Below are 21,733 nucleotides of genomic sequence, written 5' to 3' on the forward strand. Positions count from 1 at the left end.
CGTTGACGTCCATCGTCGGAACGCCGCCCGGAGCAAGCTCGCTCCTACAGGAGGGTCGTTTGTGAAGCGCAGTCGTGTCAGTCGCCTATCGCTCGATGCTCCGATTCCACCGTGCATTCCACGCAGGGCGCTGTTCGTTGACCTGATCCCAATCTACCGCGATTGCGGTCTCCAGGTATTGTTGCATCGCTTCGACCTGCCCACGGGTTCGCTCGGAGGTCGGGGTATTGGGGTTTGAAGGAATCTGGTCGCCGTCCTCAAGCGCGGCGGCCTGGGCTTCGGGAGTGAGCAGGAACGCGGCGAGTTTTTGCGCCAGTTGCGGTTGCGTGTTGTTGGCGATGGCGCATTCAGCGACGTTGAGCACCACGGCGCCTTCCTTCGGTTGTGCGTATTCCACTGGCATGCCCTTGAGCTTCAGGGCGGTGACCTGGGTCGGTGTCAGCGGAAACAGCGCCGCCTCGTCGGTCTGGAGCATTTCGGAAATCTTCGCCGAACTCGGGATGTATTCCAGTACGTTGCGCCCAACCGTATTCGGCCAAGCCTTGAACCCCGGATCGACGTTGGTTTCGCTGCCGCCCTGAATCCGGTTGAACATCAGGAAACCGTGCAGGCCGAAGGTGGAGGAGGCCATCGACTGGAACACCACTTTGTCCTTGAAGCGCGGGTCAGCCATGTCCATCCACGAGGTCGGCGCGCTCCAGCCTTTCTCCTTGAACAAGCGTGTGTTGTAGGCCAGCCCGGTGACGCCGAGACTGACGGCTACCGCTTCATCCTTGATCCGCCCCTTGGCGGGAATCTGCGCCAGGGCCGGGTTGTTTTCGAGTTTGTCGCACAGGCCCATGGCGATGGCGCGGTACATGATGCCGTCGTCGAGGAACATCACATGCATCTGCGGGTTGTCCTTGCTGGCCTGGACCTTGGCCAGGATATCGGCGGAGGTCCCGGGCACGATCACCACTTTGACGTTGTTGGCCTTCTCGAAGGCCGGCAGTACCTTGTCGGCGTAAAGCCGCTCCATGGTCCCGCCGTTCATGCCCAGGTAAAGCGTCGGTTCGGCGTGGGCCTGGGTGATGGTGAGCAGGGCGCTCATGCAGGACAAACCGAGCAGTGCGTTGCGTTTGAGGTTTTTCATTGGCGCGACCTTCCTCTATCAAGCTACGGAGATGGAGTGAAACCGGGTGATGGAAAACGCATCCAGCGACGTCTTTGACGCGCCGCTACAGATGATCTCGGTGAGCGCCTGGCCCACCGCCGGGCCGATCTGGAAACCGGCGCCGGCAAAGCCGAACGCATGCAACAGACCGGGCTGGGTACGGCTGTGGCCGATCACCGGCTGGCGATCAGGCAGGTAACCCTCGGTGCCGCTCCAGGTACGAATCGCCTGGGCACCTTCAAGAAACGGATAGAGCTCGACGGCCTGGCGCAGGATTTCCAGCACGGCGCCTTGACCGGGGCGGGCGCGGGCGTCGTCCAGGGCAAAACCCTGGCCGCCACCCAACACGCAATTGCCGCGGGCGACCTGTCGCGCGTAGATGCCGCCACCCTCGACGCCGGTGCTGGCATCCATCACCAACGGCAGGGGTTCGGTGACCAGCATTGCCGGGTGCCCGGAATGCATCGGCACCGGTTCGCCGAATTGCGCGGCGATGCTGCCTGCCCAAGCCCCGGCGCAGTTCAGCAGCCAGGGTGCGTGCAACTGCATGCCGTTTTGCGTGCGTACGCAAAAGCGCTGGCCGTCGTGTTCCACGGCGGTGACCGTGCATTGCTCATGTACCTGCACACCGTGTCGCCGCGCCGCCCGGGCGAAGGCAGGGGACACCAGACGCGGATTGGCGTGACCGTCATCCGGGCAATACGAGGCGCCCACCGCGACGTCTCCCACCCATGGAAAACGGCTGCGCAGCTCGGTACGGTCAAGCACCTGCAAGTCGAGGCCGAAGCCCTGGCTGCAGGCAGCGTAGTCTTGCAGGGCACGCAAATCGTCTGTACTGCGGGCGAGTTTAAGGTGGCCGCTGCGTTGATATTCGCCGTCGATGCCAATCAATTGCGGCAGCTGCGCCCAGATGGCGTGGGCACGTTGCGACAGTGGCAATTGCGACAACGGTCGGCCCTGGCGGCGGACGCCACCGTAGTTGACGCCGCTGGAATGGGAACCGCAGAAGTCCCGCTCCAGCAGCACCACGCGACGCCCGGCCTTGCCGAGAAACAGCGCCGCCGAAGCCCCCACAATGCCGCCGCCGATGATCACTGCGTCGACTTCGATCATGCGTCGATCTCCAGGCCAAAGGGCAGCGGCTTGATGGGGGCCTGGGCGCGCAGCCGGCCAATGTCGGACACCGCGCGCTGGCTTTCGCAGGCGATGATCTCCGCTGCCGCCGCGCCGCACATCCGACCCTGGCAGCGGCCCATGCCGACCCGGCAATGGGCCTTGACCCGATTTATTTCCCAGTGACCCTCGCGCACCACTTCACGAATATCGCCGGCGCGGACTTCTTCGCAGCGGCAGACCATCACGTCATCGGCGATGCCGGCGGCCCAGTTCTCGGGAAAGGCGAAGGCGCGCTCCAGGCCCTGACGAAAATCGCCGATGCGTTCCAGCACCTGTTCAAGCTGTGTGGTGCGTTGCGTCGGGATCAGGTAGCCGATGTCTTCGAGCAACGCCAATGCGGCGCGTTCGCCGGCCATTTCCGCGGCGTCGGCGCCCATGATCCCGGCGCCGTCACCGGCCAGGTACACCTCGGCGACGCTGCTGCGCCCGGCGCGATCGCGTTGTGGGAGCCAGGCGCGATTGAGCGGGTTCCAGGCAAATTCGCAGCCGAGCAGGTCGGCGAGCTGGGTTTCGCTGCGCAGGCCGTGGGCGAACGCTACGGCATCGCAGTTCAGTCGATGTTCGCCTTTTGCGTCGGACCAGATCAGCACCTGCACCCGTTGATCTCCGTCGACATGCTTCAAGGTTGCACCCTGATGCACCGGGATGCCGTGGGCGGTCAGCCAGCCACGGTAGTAGATGCCTTTGACCAGCGTGGCCGGTTGCGACAGCAGGCCGGGCAGGGCGCGAGCCTGGGCGCTGAAGGGTGAGCTGTCGAGTACCGCGACCACCTTGGCGCCAGCCTTGGCGTATTGATACGCGACCAGGTACAGCAACGGGCCACTGCCGGCGAACACCACGCGCTCGCCGATGGCGCAACCCTGAAACTTCAAGGCGATCTGCGCCGCGCCGAGGCTGTAGACCCCGGGTAGCGTCCAGCCCGGCACCGGCAAAATCCGGTCGGTGGCGCCGGTGGCGACGATCACCCGGGAAAATTCCAGTCGTGCGGCACGTCCGTCCTGCAAGGTGTCGAGGGCGCCGTCCTCGGCATTCCACACCAGGGTTTCAGGGCGGTAATCGAGCTGTTCGCGCAACTCGTCGATGGTCTGGTGCAACGCACTGGCCTTGGGCGCTTCGAAGCCATACAGCTTGACTGGCGAACGCTTGAAGTTGACCGGCTGACGTCGATAAACCTGTCCGCCACCGCGTGCAGCTTCGTCGAGCAGCACCGGGCGAACGCCGTGGGCGACCAGGGCTTGCGCCGCGCGAATGCCGGCAGGTCCGGCGCCGATGATGACGATGGGTTTCATGCGCACCTCGGCTGCTGTGCTTTTGTGGGAGCGGGCTTGCTCGCGAAGACGGCGACACAGGCAGCCGAGATGTTGGCTGGCAGGCCGTTTTCGCGAGCAAGCGCGCTCCCACAGGGGATTCGGTTTCTGTAGTGGGAATGGGTGTTCATATCGATCGCCCCGATTCGCGGTTGATGTGTTGCCCGGCTTCCAGCAACGTCGAGCACGCACGTACCCGGCGACCATCGCCCAGGCGCACCCAGCAGTCCTGACAGGCGCCCATCAGGCAGAAGCCGGCACGGGGTTCGGCGCTGAAGTCGCTGCCGCGCAGGTGATCGCTGCAGGTCAGCACCGCAGTCAGCACGGTGTCGCCGAGCAGGCCGCTGGCCGGTTGGCCGTCGAGAGTAAAGTCCAGGACCGGGCGGTCGCCTTCGGCCAGTCGTTTCAGCAGCGCCATGGCGTCCTCATTGTTTGCCCACCAGAACCCGATCCAGGCCATAGACCCGGTCGAGCAGAATCATGGTCAGCGCGGTCAGCGCGATGACCAGTGCCGACACCACCGCCATCATCGGATCGATGGATTCGGTGGCGTAGACGTACATGCGTACCGGCAGGGTTTGCGTGGCCGGCGAGGTGACGAAGATCGACAGGGTGACTTCGTCGAAACTGTTGATGAATGCCAGCAGCCAGCCACCGGCGACCCCCGGCAGGATCATCGGCAAAGTGATCTGCCGGAACAGCGTGAAACGCCCGGCACCCAAGGATTGCGCGGCGTGTTCGGCGCTGCGATCCAGGCCGATGGCCGAGGCCAGCACCAGGCGCAGCACATAGGGTGTGATCACCAGCACGTGAGCGAATATCAGCCAGGCGAAGCTGCCGTTGACCCCTATCAGCGCAAACAAACGCAGCAGCGCCACACCCAGTACCAGGTGCGGAATGATGATTGGCGACAGAAACAGCCCATTGAAAAAGTCCCGGCCAGGGAATTCGAAGCGGGTGATCGCCAGCGCCGCCGGCACGGCAATCAGTGTCGCCAGACTGGCCGCGCTGAACGCCAGAATCAGGCTGTTATAGAAGGCATCGACAAAGTCGGCGCGCTCGAACACGGCCCGGAACCAGCGCAGGGAAAACTCGGTGGTCGGCAGGCTCAGGGTGTTCTCCGGAGTGAAGGCCACCAGGCACACCACCACCAACGGAGCGAGCATGAACAGCACCACCAGGGTGTGAAACAGCAGGGCGAAAGAACCGTTCCTGGACATGACGAATTATCCCAATGACTTCTTGTAGCGGCCTTCGATCATGCGGTTCCACGACAGCATGATCAGCAGGTTGATGAGCAGCAGAGCCACGGCGATGGCCGCGCCCATGGGCCAGTTGAGTTCCGACAGGTACTGGTCGTAGATCAGCGTGGCGACCATCTTCAGGCGACGTCCGCCGAGCAGGCCGGGAATGGCGAAGGAGCTGGCGGCGAGGCCGAACACGATCAGGGTGCCGGACAGGATGCCGGGCATGATCTGCGGCAATACCACCTGGCGAATCACCGTGAAGTGACCGGCGCCCAGCGACAGCGCGGCTTGTTCGGCGGCCGGGTCGAGTTTCTGCAGCGAGGTCCACACCGGAATGATCATGAACGGCAGCATCACGTGAACCAACGCAATCACCACCGCGAACGGCGTGTAGAGCAGCTTCATCGGCGAGCCGCCGAAGGCTTGCAGGGTCTGGTTGACCAGGCCGTCGGCGCCGAGCAGCAGGCTCCAGCCGAAGGCGCGTACTACGACCGAGATCAGCAGCGGAGTGAGGATCAGGATCAAAAAAATCGAGCGCCACGGCGCACCCATGCGGCTGAGGATGTACGCCTCGGGAACCCCGATCAGCACGCAGAGCAAGGTGGTGAGGGCGCTGATCCACAGGGTGCGAAGAAAGATCTCGTAGAAGTACGGATCGCCCAGCAGGCTGCCGTAGTGTTCGACGGTGTAGGCGTCGCCCTTGATCCCCGAGCCGTAGTCGAAGACGTTGAACGACAGCAACAGCGTCAGCATCAGCGGGATCACCAGCAGGCTGACATACAACGCCAGGGCAGGTGCCGACAGCAGGTAACCCTGACGCCCCAGGCGAATGGCGGCCAGGGCACTCATGCCGTCACCTCGTCGACACTCAGCACCCGCAACAGCGCCGCGTCCCAGTCAAGGCCGACCGCCGTGCCTTCGCTCAATGGTGCCGAGCCGTCGTTGCGGCGCACCACGCAGAGTTCGCCCAGGGTCGTCGACACGCCGTACAGCCATTGGCTGCCGAGGAAGAAACGGCTGCTGACCTTGCCTTGCAGGCGACCAACGCCAGCCTCGCGCAGATCGATTTTCTCCGGACGCAGGCTCAGGGTCAGGTCGCCATCGCCACGTCCGCACACCTGAACCACACCGGCCGTATCGCGTTCACCGGGCAGCAGGTTGGCCTTGCCGACGAACCCGGAAATGAACTCGGTACGCGGGTGTTCGTAGAGGGTGTAGGGCGCGTCGATCTGGGTGATGCGTCCGGCCTGCATCACCACCACGCGGTCGCTGATCGACAGGGCTTCGGACTGGTCGTGGGTGACCATCAGCGTGGTGATGCCGACCTCGCGCTGGATGCGGCGGATCTCGAACTGCATCTCTTCGCGCAGATTGGCGTCGAGGTTGGACAGCGGTTCATCGAGCAGCAGCACCGGTGGCTGGATCACCAAAGCCCGAGCCAGAGCTACACGCTGACGCTGGCCGCCGGACAGCTCCCGTGGGTAGCGCTCTGCGTGCTGGTGCAGGCGAACCAGTTTCAGAACCCGCTCAACCCGCTGCCGGATCTCGGCATTCGGCACCTTGCGCATGCGCAGGCCGAAGGCGACGTTGTCCTTGACGGTCATGTGCGGGAACAGCGCGTAACTCTGGAACACCACGCCCAGGCCACGGCTGGCGGGCTTGGCATGGGTGATGTCACGACCGTCCAGGACGATACGCCCGCTGGTGACTTCAACGAACCCGGCGATCATTTGCAGGGTGGTGGTTTTACCGCATCCGGAAGGGCCGAGCAGGGAAACGAATTCGCCTTTCTCCACCGAGAGGTCGGTGGCGACCACGGCGTCGATTTCACCGTAGCGTTTGCCGAGTTTTTCAAGTTGCAAAAAAGCCATGACTGCGCCTCCACCTGAGATTGTTATGCGTCGCCCGAAGGCGCGCTTTTTTGTATGGGCAGATACGAAAAAAATGTTTCCGGGGGGCGTTGGCGCTCGACTTGAGTCGGCTGCCGCTGTTGTTCGAATCGCCCCTGTCTGGACGCAGATTAGGACGAAGACTAGGATGGGCTCAATGGCCTATTTCACTGAAGCACTGACTATTTTCAGTTTCATTCGGTGAGTAAATAAATCGTTGAGAAAACTCATGTCTGATTCCACTGAACGGAATGAAAATAAAAATGATGTCGGTGTTGGCGCCGTCTCACGACTGTTTGCGGTGCTGCGGGCGTTGGGCGATACCGTCGAGGGTGGCGAGCGCGTGACGCAATTGGCCCAGCACATCGGTTTGTCGCAGCCGACCACCCACCGCTTGCTGCGCAACCTGATGGACGAGGGCATGGTCGAGCAGGACGCGCGCAGCAAGCGCTACCGCCTGAGCCTGGACTTTTTCGCCCTGGCCGCCCGTGCGGGCAACAGCGGCAACCTGCGCGAACTGGTGCGCCCGGCACTGCTGCGGCTTTCGGCATCGCTGGGGGATTCGTTGTTTCTGCTGGCGCGCAGCGGCTTTGATGCAATCTGCCTGGATCGCAGTGAAGGGCCGTTTCCGATTCGGACCTTCACCGGCGATATCGGCGGACGCGTGGCTCTGGGCGTTGGGCAGGGCAGCCTGGCGATCCTGGCGTTTCTGCCGCCGGAAGAGCGCGACACGGTGATCCACTACAACTTGCCGCGGCTGAAGGACTTCCATCTGTATGACGAGGTGTTCCTGCGCTCGGAAGTCGAGAGCGTGCGCAAACTCGGTTACGCCGGGCGCAACACCGGTGTGCTGCAGGGTATGGCCGGTGTGGCGGTGCCGATTCTCGATCGTGAGGGGCGGGCGGTGGCGGCGTTGAGCGTGGCGACCGTGAGTGACCGCCTGGGGCCGGATCGATTGCCGACGGTGGTGGAAATGCTCAAGCGTGAAGCGGCGCTGATCGGGCCGCGGATCAATCCGTTCGATCCGCTGCTGCGCCGGCCTTCTCAAGTATTTGGACAAAGCTGAAAAGATCGCAGCCTGCGGCAGCTCCTACAGGGTTTTGTGTACACCTGTAGGAGCTGCCGCAGGCTGCGATCTTTGATCTGCTAAAACTGCACGGTCTGCCTCAGCATCTGCGCCGCCGGCGTATCCGCCGGGCTGACCATTGCATAGTTGTAACCGCCCCCCGACCAATACTCGGCCTGCAAGTCGCCATCACTGCGACTGCCTCTTGGCAGCATGAAGTTTTTCGGTCCCGGTGGGCGCACGTAGAAGCTGATTTTCTGCCCGCCCTGATTCTCGTAGAGCACCATGGCTGCCGGGCCTTGCTCGGTACTCAGCAAACGCCCGCTGGCCGGCTTGAATCCGGCACCCGAGAGGTCGGGCAGGCGATTGGCCCGGGTGAAATAATGGTCGAGCCAGCTCTGCATGTCGCCGTCGTCGCTGGCCTTGTAGTCGGCTGGCAGGATCCCTTGCTGGGCAATCAGACGATAGGCCTGCAGCGCATCGGTCATCGGCAGCTGTGCGCCAGTGAAAGTCATCTCACGGGCCTGCCAGCCACTGAAGCCGCCGATGCTGACCGCGATCAGCAATGCGGCCGCGCTGGCCAGATGTCGCCGCGATTGGCGTTTCAGGCGTTGGCGAATCATGGCCGGATCGAGTTCAGGATTGGTCGGTTGTTGCAATACGCCACTCAGGGCCGCGCGCAGTTGCTGGGCATCTTGCTGCCAGGCCCGCACTTGGTCGGCAACCTCCGGATTGCTTGTGAGAAAAGTCTCCACCAGGCGTCGGTCGGCGTCGCTCAGTTGGTGGTCGACGTAGGCGTGCAGGTCTCGCTCGCTGGGGGGCATGCTGATCATTTGAGTCTCCGCAGGGAGGGGCGGTTGATTTCGCCATCGCTGAGTTGGCGCAGGGCCTGGCGAGCCCGGGACAGGCGGGACATCACGGTGCCGGTGGGGACGTTGAGAATCTCGGCGACCTCTTTGTAACTCAAACCTTCTACCGAGACCCAGAGCAGCAGTGCGCGTTGTTCGGTGGGCAGTTGATCGAAGGCATTGAGGGTCGATTGGGCAATCACGGTGCGCTCCACGGAAGGCTGCGCATCGTCGCGTCCGGTAAAGAAATCGAGCATTCGCGCATAGCGCCGGGTGCGGCGGTGCGCATCGAGAAACTGCCGATAGAGAATCGAGAACAGCCAGGCGCGCAAATCACCGTCGGCACGTTTGTCGCCCCAACTCGACAGCGCACGCTCCAGGCTCGCCTGCACCAGATCGTCGGCGCTGCTGGAGTTGCGTGTCAACGACACAGCAAATCGCCGCAATCTGGGAATAATTTCTCTCAGTTGTTCGTCGATATCGTTCATGAAGTTCTGGCTAGTCACTACGCTTGGGACTAGGAAGACGCCCGGCACCCGAGGTTATTCCACGCCTGAAAAAATAAATACCGCGCGCTGGAATAAACCTGTGTGCGGTTCGTCTGCTTGATTCTTCTCACTTGTGGCCGATGGCCCTGGAGTCTTTCATGGTAGATCGATCATCACCGCCCACCCGGCCACCCTTGAGTGCGGCGAGCCTGACGTTGCGTCTGGCTGGCATTGCCGTGGTCGTTGCCGCACTGGCCGGGGCGTTTGCCTACGTCAACGGCACCTTCGACCCACAGCGCCTGACCCCGAAGAAACTGATCAACGTGCTGGAAACCAACAACGGTGTGCATCCGGGTTTCCGCCGCAACCATTCCAAGGGCGTGTGCGTGATCGGGCATTTCGAAAGCAGTGGTGAGGCGCGCAGTTATTCCACCGCTCAGGTCTTCAATGAGGCGCAGACGCCGGTGGTCGGGCGTTTCGCCTTGCCGGCCGGTAACCCCTACGCGCCGGACAGTGCCGTACCGATCCGCAGCATGGCCTTGCGCTTCACTCAGGCCAACGGCCAGCAGTGGCGCACCGGGATGAACAGCATGCCGGTGTTCCCGGTGGGCACGCCCGAGGCGTTCTACCAATTGCAAAGCGCCCAATCGCCAGACCCGGCCACCGGCAAGCCGGACCCCAAGGCAGTGCCCGCATTCTTTGCTTCGCACCCGGAAGCGGCACCTTTCCTGGCCTGGATCAAAACCGCCAAGCCGTCGGCCAGTTACGTGACCGAAAACTACAACAGCGTCAATGCGTTCTACCTGGTCAACGCGGCGGGTCAACGCCAGGCTGTGCGCTGGAACATGGTGCCTCTGGCCCAGGACGCACCCGGGGCCACGGCACCGGAGGGCAGTGATTTCCTGGAGAAAGACCTGGTCCAGCGAATCGCCGCAGGCCCGTTGCGCTGGCAACTGAACATCACCCTGGCCAACCCCGGCGATCCGGTGAACGACGCCAGCAAGGCCTGGCCCGAAGGACGCAAGGTGTTGAATGCTGGCACGCTGGTGCTTGAAAAGACTCAGCCGCAACTCAACGGCGAATGCCGTGACATCAACTACGACCCGCTGGTGTTGCCTGCCGGGATCGAAGGTTCCGACGACCCGTTGCTCGCCGCTCGTTCAGCCGGGTACGCCAATTCCTACCTGCGTCGCACCAGCGAAGTCAGCCAGTTGCCCGCCGCCAAGCAGGAGGTCCAGCAATGAGCACCCAACCGAACCATTTCGCGCCGCTGGCGCGCCTGCTGCACTGGCTGATGGCGCTGATGATCATCGCCATGCTGTTTATCGGTGCCGGCATGGTCGCCTCGGTGTCCGAGCGGCATGAATGGCTGATCCATTTGCACAAACCCTTGGGGGTCGCGATTTTGCTGTTGGTGATCGTGCGTTTGGTGGTGCGCTTCTCCACCGCACAGCCTCCGCTGCCGGCGGACCTGCCGGGTTGGCAAGCGCTGGCGGCCAAGGCTTCGCATGTCTTGTTGTATGCACTGATGCTGGTCTTGCCGCTGCTGGGCTGGGCGATGATTTCGGCATCGGGCGAACCGGTGATGCTCAGCAGTTCGTTGCAGCTGCCGTCGATTGTGCCCACGAACGCGCAGGTGTTTGCGTTTTTGCGCAAGGCGCATGGCTATCTGGCGTACCTGCTGTTTCTGACCGTGTTGCTGCATCTGGCGGCGGCGTTGTTTCACGGTTGGGTGCGGCGAGATGAAGTGCTGGACAGTATGTTGCGGGGTAAGGATCGCGGTTAATCGCCTCCTGAAAAAAGATCGCAGCCTGCGGCAGCTCCTACAGGGTACGCGTTCCCATGTAGGAGCTGCCGCAGGCTGCGATCTTTTGATCTTGAAGGGTGATCAGCGCAAGGTGTCGACCATATCGGCAAGCGTGGTCAGCACATCCTTGCCCAACTGCTTCGACCGCTTGCCCGACCAGCCCGTCAACGGATTCGGATGGTCGTCATGATCCTTGAACGGCATTTCCAGGGTCAGTGACAGGCAGTCGTACTTCTGGCCGACACTGTTGCAGGCCAGCGTCATGTTGGCCTGGCCCGGTTCGTCGCGGGTGTAGCCGTACTTGGTCTGGAAGTCTTTGGTGGTGTGCTTCAGGTGACTGCGGAAGTGCTCCTCGAGCTTTTCGATCCGTGGCGTGTAGCCTGGATTGCCTTCGCAGCCGGCGGTGAACACGTGAGGGATTTCCTCGTCACCATGGACGTCGAGAAACATATCGACGCCATGCTTTTCCATCTGCTGCTGAACGAACAGCACTTCCGGGCTGATTTCCTGGCTGGCGCTCTGCCAGGCACGATTGAGGTCCTGGCCCATGGCGTTGGTGCGCAGGTGACCGTGGAAAGCGCCGTCCGGGTTCATGTTCGGCACCAGGTACAGGTCGGCGCTGGCCAGCAGTTTGTTCAGCACAGGGTCGTCGTGTTTTTCCAGGCGTTCGATCACGCCTTCCATGAACCACTCGGCCATGTGTTCGCCCGGATGTTGCTGGGCAATCATCCACACCTTGCGTCGACCTTCGGCCCCGGTGCCTTTGCGCAACAGCTGGATGTCACGGCCTTCGACGCTCTTGCCGGTGGCCAGCAGTTCGGTTCCAGCCTTGCTCAGCGCCTGCTCGATCAGCCAGTCGTGGCGGCCGCGGCTGTAGGGTTCGAAGTAGGCGAACCAGGCGTGGGTCTGTTCGGCTTCGAGGCTGAAACGCAGGCAGTCGCCTTCGAAAATGGTGGGTACGCGGAACCAGTTGACGTGATCGTAGGATGCCACCGCCTGATAGCCGGTCCAGGCCTTGTTATAGGAGGACTGGCTGGCATTGTTCAGGCGAAACCAGTGGTCCTGGCCGACATGCAGGCCGCTGGCCTTGAAGTGGAACCACTGGAAATGGGCACTGCGGGTGTCCGGACGAATGGCCAGAAGCGGTTTGAGCGGATCGCTGATGTCGATGACTTGGATGTTGCCGCTGTCGAAGTTGGCACTGATGTCGAAAGAGGATTTGGCCACGGTCATAATCGGGTCCTGAATATGATTTTTATCGCGGCTACTTTACACGCAAGAGAGGGGTGAAACCGAGGGAAATTGCGGGGTGCAGAGGTGGGGGCGTCCTCCCTGACGCTGACGCAGCTTAGAGATTATGCGATTGATTCTCAAGTGCTATCTGTCGCTGGTTTGAACCCATGATGCCGGGCTTCTCTTGCCAACTGGAATTCTTTTGATATCATCCGCGCCATCGAATTTGCGGCACCCAAAGACTTCATTAGCCTGAAGCCAAAGCCAGAAAAAACTGGCAAAAAAAAGACCCGGCAAAAAGCCGGGTCAAAAACCGTGATTAGCCTGATGAGGAGATAGTCCAGGAGACCGACCTAAGGTCACCTGGTCCATCGACTGATCTCGCGACCAGTTGCTGCAATAATAATCATTCTCGTTTGCAGGTCAAGCGTTTTTGCCTGCTCGACAGGAAAATTCTTTCCTGTCCTCTCGATTTACCCTTCCACTTCAAGCGTTTTCATACTTTTCCAGCGATCTATCAACCATCGCCTTGGCCATGTCGATCATGTGCACCGTCGAAAACGCCAGGTCACGGTTTACGCCTTGCAGGTGACTGGCTGATTCGTACGCGGTGGCGGCAGCACAGCGCAACAGGTCCAAGGCATGGACCAGTGCCTCTTCGCCGCTGATGTTGCGGTTCACATCAAAAAAACGCGATTCGGCCACTTCCTCCGAAACAGCAGGTTTCAAGTAATAGTCCAGCGCGCGTTGTGCCGCCGCCGAGTCCAGGGATGAGGTGAGGGTGGTGTCGATTTGCACGTCCGGCAGGTCATTGGCGGGTGGGTTCATGGCGATGGCAAGCTCCGTGTTAGATTCAGATCCGTGAGTCGATCCTAATACGTACTGTATTTGTGACGAGGATTTAAATACTACAATTTGTGTTTTGATGGTCGGAGGCGCCCACGTATCGTGCCGCACATGGATAAATGGATTGAATTGGTCAAGGCCAAGATGAGTGAACTCAAAATCACTCAAGAGATACTCGCCGAGCGCCTCGGGATGTCCCAGGGCGGCATTGGCCACTGGCTCAACAAACGTCGTGAACCCGGCATCGAAGACATGAACCGGGTGCTGCAGGCGCTGGGCCTGGAGTTTCTCGAAGTGGCGCTGGTAATCCGGGAACCGCAGGCGTCAACCGACGACGAGATCCCCCTGACCCACAAGTACAATCCGTACTTTCGCTACCCGATCAGTGACTGGCACGAGCCTGCCGAAGTGCGCGACGGCGAGGTTCCGGTGTACGGCAAGGAGCGCTATGAGCTGTCCGATTACCACGCCCGGGGGCCGGCATTCTGGTTGAGAGTGGCGGGCGACGCGATGACCGCGCCCAATGGCATCAGCATCCCGGAAGGCATGTTGATTCTGGTGGACCCGGCCGTGGAAGCCGTGCCTGGCAAACTGGTCATCGCCCAGTGGCCGGACAGCGCCGAAGCCACGTTCCGCAAGCTGATCGAAGAGGGCGGTCAGCGTTATCTGGTCCCGCTCAATCCCACGTATCCGAAAGCCTTGTACGCCGACGAATGTCGAATCATCGGCGTAGTGGTTCAGGCAATAGCCAGGTTCTGATCGGATCGGTCCTGGCAATGCGCAGGACCGATCTTCATTTCACGCTTCTTCCAGTTCGACCAGCGCGCTGCCTTCGCTGACCATCTCGCCTTCCTGGCAATACAGCGCCTTGATCACCCCGGCATGGGGCGCGCGAATGCTGTGCTCCATCTTCATTGCTTCCAGTACTACCAACTGCGCCCCGGCCTCGACCGATTGCCCGGCCTCCACCAGCACGCGGACGATGCTGCCGTTCATCGGTGCGGTCAGCCCGCCCTGATGGCTGTGGCTGGCCTCGACGGCGCTGATCGGGTCGTAGGCCTCGATGCGGTGCAATTCGCCATCCCACTGCAAATACACCTGCTCGCCACGGCGTATCGCGCGGTGTTGACGGCGCACGCCAGACTGCTCGGTCAACAGATGCTCGCCCCTGAGCTGCGCGCTGTGGGCATTGATATCGCCCAGCGTCAGCGCACGGTCCTGGCCTTCACAACTCAAGTGCAGAGTGATTTCTCTCGGCAAACCGGCACGCAGACCATCAGGCGCCGCCCACGGTGAAGCCGGGTCATCGGCACGGGTGGCGTGCGGCTGGCTCTGGGCAAATGCCTGGGCGGCGGCATGCCAGAATTCATCGCCGAGTTCCGCTGGCGCCGGCAGCAACTGTTCCTGATAGCGCGGAATGAAGCCGGTATCGAGTTCGGCAGCGGCGAACGCCGGGTGACCGATGATGCGCCGCAGGAAATTGATGTTGGTCTTCAAGCCGCCGATGGCGAACTCGTCGAGCATGCTCAGCAGGCGCAACCGTGCCTGTTCACGATCCTCGCCCCAGGCAATCAGCTTGCCGAGCATCGGGTCGTAGAACGGCGAAATCTCATCGCCTTCTTCGACGCCGCTGTCCACCCGGCGCCCAGGCCCCGGGGCGGATTCGCGATACAACTCCAGACGACCGGTCGCTGGCAGGAAGTCATTGCCCGGATCTTCGGCGTACAGCCGCACTTCGATCGCGTGACCCACCAGCGGCACCTGATCCTGAGTCATCGGCAGCGCTTCACCACGCGCCACGCGAATCTGCCAGGCCACCAGGTCGAGGCCGGTGATGGCTTCGGTGACGGGGTGTTCGACTTGCAGGCGGGTGTTCATCTCCATGAAGAAGAATTCGCCGCGTGCATCCAGCAAAAACTCGACGGTGCCGGCGCCGACGTAGCCGATGGCCTGCGCCGAGCGCACAGCCGCTTCACCCATGGCGCGCCGCAGTTCCGGGCTCAGGCCCGGTGCCGGGGCTTCTTCGACGACTTTCTGGTGCCGGCGCTGAATCGAGCAGTCACGCTCGTTGAGGTACAGGCAGTTGCCGTGTTGGTCGGCGAACACCTGGATTTCCACGTGACGTGGCTTGAGCAGGTATTTCTCCACCAGCATCCGCGAATCGCCGAACGACGATTGCGCCTCGCGCTGGGCCGAGGCCAGGGCTTCGGCCAGTTGGCTGATGTCCTCGACCACTTTCATGCCTTTGCCGCCCCCACCCGCGGTGGCCTTGAGCAGCACCGGGTAGCCGATGCGTTCGCAGGCGGCGCGGAAGGTTTCCAGGTCCTGGGCTTCGCCGTGATAACCAGGCACCAGTGGCACGCCGGCGGTTTCCATCAGGGCTTTGGCCGCGGACTTGCTGCCCATGGCGTCGATGGCCGAGGCCGGTGGGCCGAGGAAAATCAGGCCGGCGTTTTCGATGGCGCGGGCGAATCCGGCGTTCTCCGACAGAAAACCATAGCCGGGGTGAATCGCCTGGGCGCCGCTGGCCTTGGCGGCGGAGATCAGTTTGTCGATCTGCAGATAGCTGTCGGCGGCTTTGCTGCCACCCAGGTCAACGCGAATATCGGCTTCGCGGCTGTGCCGGGCGTCACGGTCGGTGGCGCTGTGCACGGCCACGGTGGTCAGGCCCAGGGCCTTGGCGGTGCGCATCACCCGGCAAGCGATTTCGCCACGGTTGGCCACCAGCAGAGTAGTGAGGACAGGTACGCTCATCAACGGGGCTCCTTGGTGGTTTCGGCTTGCCAGCTTGGTGGACGTTTTTGCAGGAAGGCGCGCAGGCCTTCCTGACCTTCGGGGCTGACGCGGATGCGGGCGATGGCGTTTTCGGTGTAGCGGCGCAATGCCGGGGTCAATGAGCCGTCGCCGACTTCGCGCAAAAGATCCTTGCTGGCGCGCATGGCGGCCGGGCTGTTGAGCAGCAGGTTGTCGATCCACTGTTCGACTTTCTGCTCCAGTTCGGCACTGGCATAGCTCTCCGACAACAGGCCGATTTCCCGTGCCCGTTGCCCGCCAAAACGCTCGGCCGTCAGGGCATAACGCCGGGTCGCGCGCTCGCCGATGGCTTGCACCACGAATGGGCTGATCACCGCCGGTGCCAGGCCGATGCGCACTTCCGACAGGCAGAACTGCGCGTCATCGGCACCGATGGCCATGTCGCAGCAACTGATCAGGCCCAGCGCTCCGCCGAAGGCTGCGCCTTGCACCACGGCCAGGGTCGGCACTTTCAGTTTGGCCAGGTTGTACATCAACTCCGCCAGTTCCCGGGCGTCGTCGAGGTTGGTAGCGTAATCGAGTTCGGCCGATTGCTGCATCCAGGCAAGGTCGGCACCGGCGCTGAAATGCTTGCCACGGCCGCGCACGATCAGGAAGCGCAGGGTGGGATCGCTCGCGACTTTGTCGAGGGCGATGATCAGTTCGCGGATCATTTCGGCGTTGAAGGCGTTGTTCTTTTCTTCACGGCTTAGCCAGAGAGTCGCAAAACCCCTTGGATCGCTCAGCAGTTCGAGGGTGTTGAAGTCGCTCATGTTGTCCGTCTCCACGGTCCTTGTGGGAGCGGGCTTGCTCGCGAAACGATTTTACGATTGCTGCGCAATCGAACGGGAGCAAGCTCCCTCGCCACACAAGCCCGCTCCCACAGAAAATCACATCCGGAACACGCCGAAGCGGCTCGGTTCGATTGGCGCGTTCAACGACGCGGACAAGGCCAGGGCCAGTACGTCGCGGGTCTGGGCCGGGTCGATAACACCGTCGTCCCACAGACGCGCGCTGGAGTAGTAGGGGTGACCCTGCTCTTCGTACTGATCGAGGATCGGTTGCTTGATCTCGGCTTCCTGCTCGGCACTGAAAGCATGGCCGCTGCGTTCGGCCTGTTCACGCTTGACCTGCACCAGAACGCCGGCCGCCTGTTCGGCGCCCATCACACCGATGCGTGCGTTTGGCCACATCCACAAGAAGCGCGGATCGTAGGCGCGACCGCACATGCCGTAGTTGCCGGCACCGAAGCTGCCGCCGATGATCACCGTGAACTTCGGCACCTTGGCGCACGCCACCGCCGTCACCAGTTTCGCGCCGTGCTTGGCAATACCGCCGGCTTCGTATTTCTGGCCGACCATGAAGCCGGTGATGTTTTGCAGGAACAACAACGGAATGCCGCGCTGGCACGCCAGTTCAATGAAGTGCGCGCCTTTCTGCGCCGCTTCGGCGAAAAGAATGCCGTTGTTGGCGAGGATCGCGATCGGGTAACCGTGCAGGTAAGCAAAACCGCAGACCAGGGTTGTCCCGAACAGCGCCTTGAACTCGTCGAACACCGACCCATCCACCAGACGCGCGATGACTTCGCGTACGTCGAACGGCTGCTTGGCATCGGCCGGCACCACACCATACAACTCGTCGCTGCCGTAGAGCGGGGCGATCGGCGTGCGTTGCTGAACTTCGCCTTGTTTGCGCCAGTTGAGGTTGGCCACACTGCGGCGCGCCAACGCCAAAGCATGCTCATCGCTCTCGGCGTAGTGGTCGGCAACCCCGGAAATCTTGCAGTGCACATCGGCCCCGCCGAGATCTTCGGCGCTGACCACTTCACCGGTCGCGGCCTTCACCAGCGGCGGGCCGGCGAGGAAGATCGTCGCTTGTTCGCGGACCATGATCGCTTCGTCGGCCATCGCCGGCACGTAGGCGCCGCCAGCGGTGCAGGAGCCCATGACCACGGCAATCTGCGGAATGCCCATGGCGCTCATGTTGGCCTGGTTGAAGAAGATCCGGCCGAAGTGCTCGCGGTCCGGGAACACTTCATCCTGACGCGGCAGGTTGGCGCCGCCGGAGTCCACCAGGTAGATGCACGGCAGACGGTTCTGCTGGGCAATGGTCTGGGCGCGCAGGTGTTTTTTCACGGTCAGCGGGTAATACGAGCCACCTTTCACCGTGGCGTCGTTGGCGACGATCATGCACTCGACGCCTTCCACACGACCGATCCCGGCGATCACGCCCGCAGCGGGGACGTCTTCGCCATACACCTCATACGCCGCCAGTTGGCTGATCTCCAGAAACGGCGAGCCCGGATCGAGCAAACGGTTGATGCGCTCGCGAGGCAGCAGTTTGCCCCGTGAGGTGTGGCGTTCCTGAGCCTTCGGGCCGCCACCTTGCGCCACTTGGGCGAGCAGGGTGTGCAACGCGTCGACCTGCTTGAGCATCGCCGCGCTGTTGGTGGCGAACTCCGCTGAGCGGGGGTTGAGCTGGGTATGCAGAATCATGGCTTACTCCGTAAGCAGCTTTAAGCGGCAAGCTTCAAGCTGCAAGAGGATCGCTTCTGCTTGTCGCTTGAAGCTTGCCGCTTGCAGCTGACGAAATTCATTTCGTCTCGTTAAACAGTTCGCGACCGATCAGCATGCGACGGATCTCACTGGTGCCCGCGCCGATTTCGTACAGCTTGGCGTCACGCAACAGGCGGCCGGCCGGGAATTCATTGATGTAGCCGTTGCCACCGAGAATCTGGATCGCGTCCAGGGCCATTTGCGTGGCACGTTCGGCGCTGTAGAGGATCACGCCGGCGGCGTCCTTGCGCGTGGTTTCGCCGCGCTCGCAAGCCTGGGCCACGGCGTACAAGTAGGCGCGGCTGGCGTTGAGCTGGGTGTACATGTCGGCGACCTTGCCCTGGATCAGCTGGAATTCGCCGATGCTTTGGCCGAACTGCTTGCGGTCGTGGATGTACGGCACGATCAGGTCCATGCACGCCTGCATGATCCCGGTCGGGCCGCCGGAAAGGACGACGCGCTCGTAGTCGAGGCCGCTCATCAGCACTTTCACGCCGCCGTTGAGTACGCCGAGGATGTTTTCTTCCGGCACTTCGACGTCATCGAAGAACAGCTCGCAGGTGTTCGAACCGCGCATGCCGAGCTTGTCGAACTTGTTGCTGCGGCTGAAACCTTTCCAGTCGCGCTCGACGATGAAGGCGGTGATGCCGTGGGGGCCCTTTTCCAGGTCGGTCTTGGCGTAGATCACGTAGGTATTGGCGTCCGGACCGTTGGTGATCCAGGTCTTGCTGCCGTTGAGCACGTAGTGGTCGCCACGCTTGTCGGCGCGCAGTTTCATCGAGACCACGTCGGAACCGGCATTCGGCTCACTCATGGCCAGCGCGCCGATGTGCTCGCCGCTGATCAGCTTCGGCAGGTATTTGGATTTCTGTTCGTGGTTGCCGTTGCGGTTGATCTGGTTGACGCAGAGGTTGGAGTGAGCGCCATAGGACAGGGCCACCGAGGCCGAGCCACGACTGATTTCTTCCATCGCAACCACGTGGGCCAGGTAACCCAGGCCAGCACCGCCGTACTCTTCCGGCACGGTAATGCCCAGCAGGCCCATGTCGCCGAACTTGCGCCACAGGTCGGCGGGGAACAGGTTGTCGATGTCGATCTGAGCAGCGCGCGGGGCGATCTCCTTGGCGACGAAGGACTGGACCTGATCGCGCAGCATGTCGATGGTTTCACCGAGGGCAAAGTTCAGGGATGGATAGCTCATGGGTCACCTTTTGGCTTTTTTATGGGGCGGGGGAGGGCCGTGATTGGGTTCTCACCTTTACGTTAACGTAAGCCTGTGACGAATGGCTGTCAATCACCCTTTACGTTAACGTCAACTTGAGCGAGAGTAGAGCCAGTTCAAGATAGAACGCGGACCCATCCTGTGGGAGCGGGCTTGCTCGCGAAGGCGTCCTGTCAGTCGACATTCATGTTGTCTGATACACCGCATTCGCGAGCAAGCCCGCTCCCACAAGGGACCGCCGGTAGCCCATAAATAAAGACAATAGGGGTCGTCATGGATCAACCCAGTGCAAGCCCGCAACGCAGTTACACCCGTGGTTCCCAGGACAAAGCCTTGCTGGCGATGACCATCGGCCAGGCGTTCGACAACACGGTCGCGCAGTACCCGGACGGGGAGGCGCTGGTGGTGCGCCATCAACAGCTGCGTTACACGTGGCGACAGTTGGCCGAGGCCGCGGACCTGCACGCCAGGGCACTTCTGGCGCTGGGGCTGCAAGCCGGGGACCGCCTTGGTATCTGGGCGCCGAACTGTGCGCAGTGGTGCATCAGCCAGGTTGCCACCGCGAAAATCGGCGTGATCCTGGTCAATATCAATCCGGCGTATCGCAGTTCCGAACTCGAATACGTACTCAAGCAATCCGGCTGCCAATGGCTGGTGTGTGCCGGCGCCTTCAAGTCGTCGAACTATCACGCGATGCTGCAGGGCCTGGTACCCGAGCTGGCCGAGCAATCCATCGGCAAACTGCAAAGCGAGCGGTTGCCGGAGCTGCGTGGCGTTATCAGCCTGGATGCCGAGCCGCCGTCGGGGTTCCTGCCCTGGTCGCAATTGACCGGTCTGGCGGGCAGCGTGACAGTCGAGCAACTGCATGAGCGCCAGAACAGCCTGCATTTCGATCAGCCGGTGAATATCCAGTACACCTCTGGCACCACCGGTTTTCCCAAGGGCGCGACCCTCAGTCACTACAACATTCTCAACAACGGTTACATGGTCGGTGAAAGCCTGGGCCTGACGGCGGCCGATCGCCTGGTAATCCCGGTGCCCTTGTATCACTGCTTCGGCATGGTCATGGGCAACCTCGGCTGCATCACCCATGGCAGCACGATGATTTATCCGAACGACGCGTTCGATCCGTTACTGACCCTCGGCACTGTGGCTGACGAAAAAGCCACGGCGCTGTACGGCGTGCCGACCATGTTCATCGCCATGCTCGATCAACCGCAACGTGCCGAATTCGATCTGTCGAGCCTGCGCACGGGGATCATGGCAGGGGCAACCTGTCCTATCGAAGTGATGCGCCGGGTCATCAGCGACATGCACATGAGCGAAGTGCAGATTGCCTACGGCATGACGGAAACCAGTCCGGTGTCATTGCAGACCGGTCCTTCAGACGACCTGGAATTGCGCGTGACCACTGTCGGTCGCACCCAGCCGCAGCTTGAAAGCAAGATCATCGACGAAGCGGGTAACCTGGTGCCGCGGGGCACCATCGGTGAGCTGTGCACTCGCGGTTACAGCGTGATGCTGGGTTACTGGAACAACCCCGAAGGCACCGCAGAAGCCATCGACCAGGCAGGCTGGATGCACACCGGTGATCTGGCGAGCATGAACGATGAGGGCTACGTGTGCATTGCCGGGCGCAACAAGGACATGATCATCCGTGGCGGTGAGAATATTTACCCGCGGGAGCTGGAAGAGTTTTTCTTCACGCATCCGGCCGTCGCGGATGTTCAGGTGATCGGCATTCCATGCTCGCGCTACGGCGAAGAAATCGTCGCCTGGATCAAGTTCCACCCCGGTCACAGCGCTACCGAACAAGAGCTGCAAGCCTGGTGCAAGGAGCGCATCGCGCACTTCAAGACACCGCGTTACTTCAGGTTCGTGGAAGAGTTTCCAATGACCGTGACCGGCAAGATCCAGAAATTCCGGATGCGCGAGATCAGTATCGAGGAGCTCAAGGTAAATCGGTAGGCTCCGTTTAGTTGCCGCAGGGCAAAAACGCGTTTCAGAGCTGTGCTGAATAAAGCCGATACCCGTATCGGCTTTTTAGTGTCTGCGTTTTAAAAGTCAAGTTTACGTTGGCATACACTTGATCGGATGATCCTG

General features: G+C 61.8%; 20 protein-coding genes. 5 read left to right on the top strand and 15 right to left on the bottom strand.

What is annotated here, in order from left to right; all coding sequences use genetic code 11:
- Positions 1–85 precede the first annotated feature (85 nt).
- From C9422_RS16070 to C9422_RS16100, 7 genes are all read right to left on the bottom strand, one after another.
- Positions 86–1,132 carry an ABC transporter substrate-binding protein gene (locus C9422_RS16070; RefSeq protein WP_116581313.1) on the bottom strand — a complete coding sequence of 349 codons (1,047 nt, stop codon included), beginning with the start codon at positions 1,130–1,132 and terminating at the stop codon, positions 86–88.
- 18 nt (positions 1,133–1,150) lie between these two features.
- Positions 1,151–2,266 carry an FAD-binding oxidoreductase gene (locus tag C9422_RS16075; protein WP_116581314.1) on the bottom strand — a complete coding sequence of 372 codons (1,116 nt, stop codon included), beginning with the start codon at positions 2,264–2,266 and terminating at the stop codon, positions 1,151–1,153.
- Complete coding sequence (locus tag C9422_RS16080) at positions 2,263–3,618, bottom strand: NAD(P)/FAD-dependent oxidoreductase (RefSeq protein ID WP_116581315.1); 1,356 nt, start codon at positions 3,616–3,618, stop codon at positions 2,263–2,265. The genes C9422_RS16075 and C9422_RS16080 overlap by 4 nt, the downstream gene beginning before the upstream one ends.
- 145 nt (positions 3,619–3,763) lie before the next feature.
- Positions 3,764–4,054, bottom strand: coding sequence for a (2Fe-2S)-binding protein (locus tag C9422_RS16085; RefSeq protein WP_116581316.1), 291 nt, complete (start codon positions 4,052–4,054; stop codon positions 3,764–3,766).
- A gap of 7 nt (positions 4,055–4,061) precedes the next feature.
- Positions 4,062–4,856: an ABC transporter permease gene (locus tag C9422_RS16090; protein WP_116581317.1), complete on the bottom strand. Its 795-nt coding sequence runs from the start codon at positions 4,854–4,856 to the stop codon at positions 4,062–4,064.
- 6 nt (positions 4,857–4,862) lie between these two features.
- Positions 4,863–5,732 (bottom strand): ABC transporter permease, encoded by an 870-nt coding sequence (locus C9422_RS16095; protein WP_007992817.1) that lies wholly within the window; start codon positions 5,730–5,732, stop codon positions 4,863–4,865.
- Entirely contained in the window at positions 5,729–6,754 is a 1,026-nt protein-coding gene (locus C9422_RS16100; protein ID WP_116581318.1) for an ABC transporter ATP-binding protein, read from the bottom strand. The genes C9422_RS16095 and C9422_RS16100 overlap by 4 nt, the downstream gene beginning before the upstream one ends.
- Before the next feature lie 247 nt (positions 6,755–7,001).
- Here C9422_RS16100 and C9422_RS16110 point away from each other — a divergent pair, with 247 nt between their 5' ends.
- Positions 7,002–7,838, top strand: a complete 837-nt coding sequence (locus C9422_RS16110; RefSeq protein WP_116581320.1) for an IclR family transcriptional regulator — start codon at positions 7,002–7,004, stop codon at positions 7,836–7,838.
- 80 nt (positions 7,839–7,918) lie between these two features.
- On the opposite strand, the gene C9422_RS16115 is transcribed toward C9422_RS16110, so the two are convergent.
- Both C9422_RS16115 and C9422_RS16120 read right to left on the bottom strand, forming a co-directional pair.
- A complete protein-coding gene (locus C9422_RS16115; RefSeq protein ID WP_116581321.1) occupies positions 7,919–8,671 on the bottom strand; it encodes an anti-sigma factor in 753 nt (250 codons plus the stop codon).
- On the bottom strand, positions 8,668–9,174 hold the full coding sequence (locus tag C9422_RS16120) for a sigma-70 family RNA polymerase sigma factor (RefSeq protein WP_116581322.1): 507 nt from the start codon (positions 9,172–9,174) through the stop codon (positions 8,668–8,670). Before C9422_RS16120 ends, C9422_RS16115 begins: the two co-directional genes overlap by 4 nt.
- A gap of 158 nt (positions 9,175–9,332) precedes the next feature.
- Here C9422_RS16120 and C9422_RS16125 point away from each other — a divergent pair, with 158 nt between their 5' ends.
- Together C9422_RS16125 and C9422_RS16130 are read left to right on the top strand one after the other, a co-directional pair.
- Positions 9,333–10,418, top strand: coding sequence for a catalase family peroxidase (locus tag C9422_RS16125; RefSeq protein ID WP_116581323.1), 1,086 nt, complete (start codon positions 9,333–9,335; stop codon positions 10,416–10,418).
- Positions 10,415–10,960 (top strand): cytochrome b, encoded by a 546-nt coding sequence (locus C9422_RS16130; protein ID WP_116581324.1) that lies wholly within the window; start codon positions 10,415–10,417, stop codon positions 10,958–10,960. The genes C9422_RS16125 and C9422_RS16130 overlap by 4 nt, the downstream gene beginning before the upstream one ends.
- Positions 10,961–11,062: 102 nt before the next feature.
- Here C9422_RS16130 and C9422_RS16135 read toward each other — a convergent pair whose 3' ends face one another.
- Together C9422_RS16135 and C9422_RS16140 are read right to left on the bottom strand one after the other, a co-directional pair.
- Entirely contained in the window at positions 11,063–12,214 is a 1,152-nt protein-coding gene (locus tag C9422_RS16135) for a M14-type cytosolic carboxypeptidase (protein ID WP_116581325.1), read from the bottom strand.
- A 486-nt stretch (positions 12,215–12,700) separates the two neighbouring features.
- Positions 12,701–13,042, bottom strand: a complete 342-nt coding sequence (locus C9422_RS16140) for a DUF6124 family protein (protein ID WP_007981011.1) — start codon at positions 13,040–13,042, stop codon at positions 12,701–12,703.
- Positions 13,043–13,171: 129 nt separating this feature from the next.
- Between C9422_RS16140 and C9422_RS16145 the strand changes: the two genes are divergently transcribed.
- On the top strand, positions 13,172–13,819 hold the full coding sequence (locus C9422_RS16145) for a LexA family transcriptional regulator (RefSeq protein ID WP_116581326.1): 648 nt from the start codon (positions 13,172–13,174) through the stop codon (positions 13,817–13,819).
- A gap of 39 nt (positions 13,820–13,858) precedes the next feature.
- On the opposite strand, the gene C9422_RS16150 is transcribed toward C9422_RS16145, so the two are convergent.
- The 4 genes from C9422_RS16150 to C9422_RS16165 form a co-directional block, all read right to left on the bottom strand.
- The gene (locus tag C9422_RS16150) at positions 13,859–15,814 is read right to left on the bottom strand and encodes an acetyl/propionyl/methylcrotonyl-CoA carboxylase subunit alpha (protein WP_116581327.1); all 1,956 of its coding nucleotides are present in this window, start codon (positions 15,812–15,814) and stop codon (positions 13,859–13,861) included.
- The gene (locus C9422_RS16155) at positions 15,814–16,626 is read right to left on the bottom strand and encodes a gamma-carboxygeranoyl-CoA hydratase (RefSeq protein ID WP_116581328.1); all 813 of its coding nucleotides are present in this window, start codon (positions 16,624–16,626) and stop codon (positions 15,814–15,816) included. The genes C9422_RS16150 and C9422_RS16155 overlap by 1 nt, the downstream gene beginning before the upstream one ends.
- A gap of 117 nt (positions 16,627–16,743) precedes the next feature.
- Positions 16,744–18,348, bottom strand: a complete 1,605-nt coding sequence (locus tag C9422_RS16160) for a carboxyl transferase domain-containing protein (protein ID WP_116581329.1) — start codon at positions 18,346–18,348, stop codon at positions 16,744–16,746.
- Positions 18,349–18,445: 97 nt separating this feature from the next.
- Positions 18,446–19,609, bottom strand: coding sequence for an isovaleryl-CoA dehydrogenase (locus C9422_RS16165; RefSeq protein WP_102674656.1), 1,164 nt, complete (start codon positions 19,607–19,609; stop codon positions 18,446–18,448).
- 294 nt (positions 19,610–19,903) lie between these two features.
- Here C9422_RS16165 and C9422_RS16170 point away from each other — a divergent pair, with 294 nt between their 5' ends.
- Positions 19,904–21,598, top strand: coding sequence for an AMP-binding protein (locus C9422_RS16170; RefSeq protein ID WP_116581330.1), 1,695 nt, complete (start codon positions 19,904–19,906; stop codon positions 21,596–21,598).
- The last annotated feature ends 135 nt before the right edge of the window (positions 21,599–21,733 follow it).

Source organism: Pseudomonas sp. B1(2018), assembly GCF_003097365.1.
GTDB classification, from domain to species: Bacteria; Pseudomonadota; Gammaproteobacteria; order Pseudomonadales; family Pseudomonadaceae; genus Aquipseudomonas; species Aquipseudomonas laurylsulfatiphila.

Bases quoted from the DNA above. Each gene is read 5' to 3' on its own strand.
- C9422_RS16070 (WP_116581313.1), bottom strand. From the start codon at position 1,132: ATGAAAAACCTCAAACGCAACGCACTGCTCGGTTTGTCCTGCATGAGC.
- C9422_RS16075 (WP_116581314.1), bottom strand. From the start codon at position 2,266: ATGATCGAAGTCGACGCAGTGATCATCGGCGGCGGCATTGTGGGGGCT.
- C9422_RS16080 (WP_116581315.1), bottom strand. From the start codon at position 3,618: ATGAAACCCATCGTCATCATCGGCGCCGGACCTGCCGGCATTCGCGCG.
- C9422_RS16085 (WP_116581316.1), bottom strand. From the start codon at position 4,054: ATGGCGCTGCTGAAACGACTGGCCGAAGGCGACCGCCCGGTCCTGGAC.
- C9422_RS16090 (WP_116581317.1), bottom strand. From the start codon at position 4,856: ATGTCCAGGAACGGTTCTTTCGCCCTGCTGTTTCACACCCTGGTGGTG.
- C9422_RS16095 (WP_007992817.1), bottom strand. From the start codon at position 5,732: ATGAGTGCCCTGGCCGCCATTCGCCTGGGGCGTCAGGGTTACCTGCTG.
- C9422_RS16100 (WP_116581318.1), bottom strand. From the start codon at position 6,754: ATGGCTTTTTTGCAACTTGAAAAACTCGGCAAACGCTACGGTGAAATC.
- C9422_RS16110 (WP_116581320.1), top strand. From the start codon at position 7,002: ATGTCTGATTCCACTGAACGGAATGAAAATAAAAATGATGTCGGTGTT.
- C9422_RS16115 (WP_116581321.1), bottom strand. From the start codon at position 8,671: ATGATCAGCATGCCCCCCAGCGAGCGAGACCTGCACGCCTACGTCGAC.
- C9422_RS16120 (WP_116581322.1), bottom strand. From the start codon at position 9,174: ATGAACGATATCGACGAACAACTGAGAGAAATTATTCCCAGATTGCGG.
- C9422_RS16125 (WP_116581323.1), top strand. From the start codon at position 9,333: ATGGTAGATCGATCATCACCGCCCACCCGGCCACCCTTGAGTGCGGCG.
- C9422_RS16130 (WP_116581324.1), top strand. From the start codon at position 10,415: ATGAGCACCCAACCGAACCATTTCGCGCCGCTGGCGCGCCTGCTGCAC.
- C9422_RS16135 (WP_116581325.1), bottom strand. From the start codon at position 12,214: ATGACCGTGGCCAAATCCTCTTTCGACATCAGTGCCAACTTCGACAGC.
- C9422_RS16140 (WP_007981011.1), bottom strand. From the start codon at position 13,042: ATGAACCCACCCGCCAATGACCTGCCGGACGTGCAAATCGACACCACC.
- C9422_RS16145 (WP_116581326.1), top strand. From the start codon at position 13,172: ATGGATAAATGGATTGAATTGGTCAAGGCCAAGATGAGTGAACTCAAA.
- C9422_RS16150 (WP_116581327.1), bottom strand. From the start codon at position 15,814: ATGAGCGTACCTGTCCTCACTACTCTGCTGGTGGCCAACCGTGGCGAA.
- C9422_RS16155 (WP_116581328.1), bottom strand. From the start codon at position 16,626: ATGAGCGACTTCAACACCCTCGAACTGCTGAGCGATCCAAGGGGTTTT.
- C9422_RS16160 (WP_116581329.1), bottom strand. From the start codon at position 18,348: ATGATTCTGCATACCCAGCTCAACCCCCGCTCAGCGGAGTTCGCCACC.
- C9422_RS16165 (WP_102674656.1), bottom strand. From the start codon at position 19,609: ATGAGCTATCCATCCCTGAACTTTGCCCTCGGTGAAACCATCGACATG.
- C9422_RS16170 (WP_116581330.1), top strand. From the start codon at position 19,904: ATGGATCAACCCAGTGCAAGCCCGCAACGCAGTTACACCCGTGGTTCC.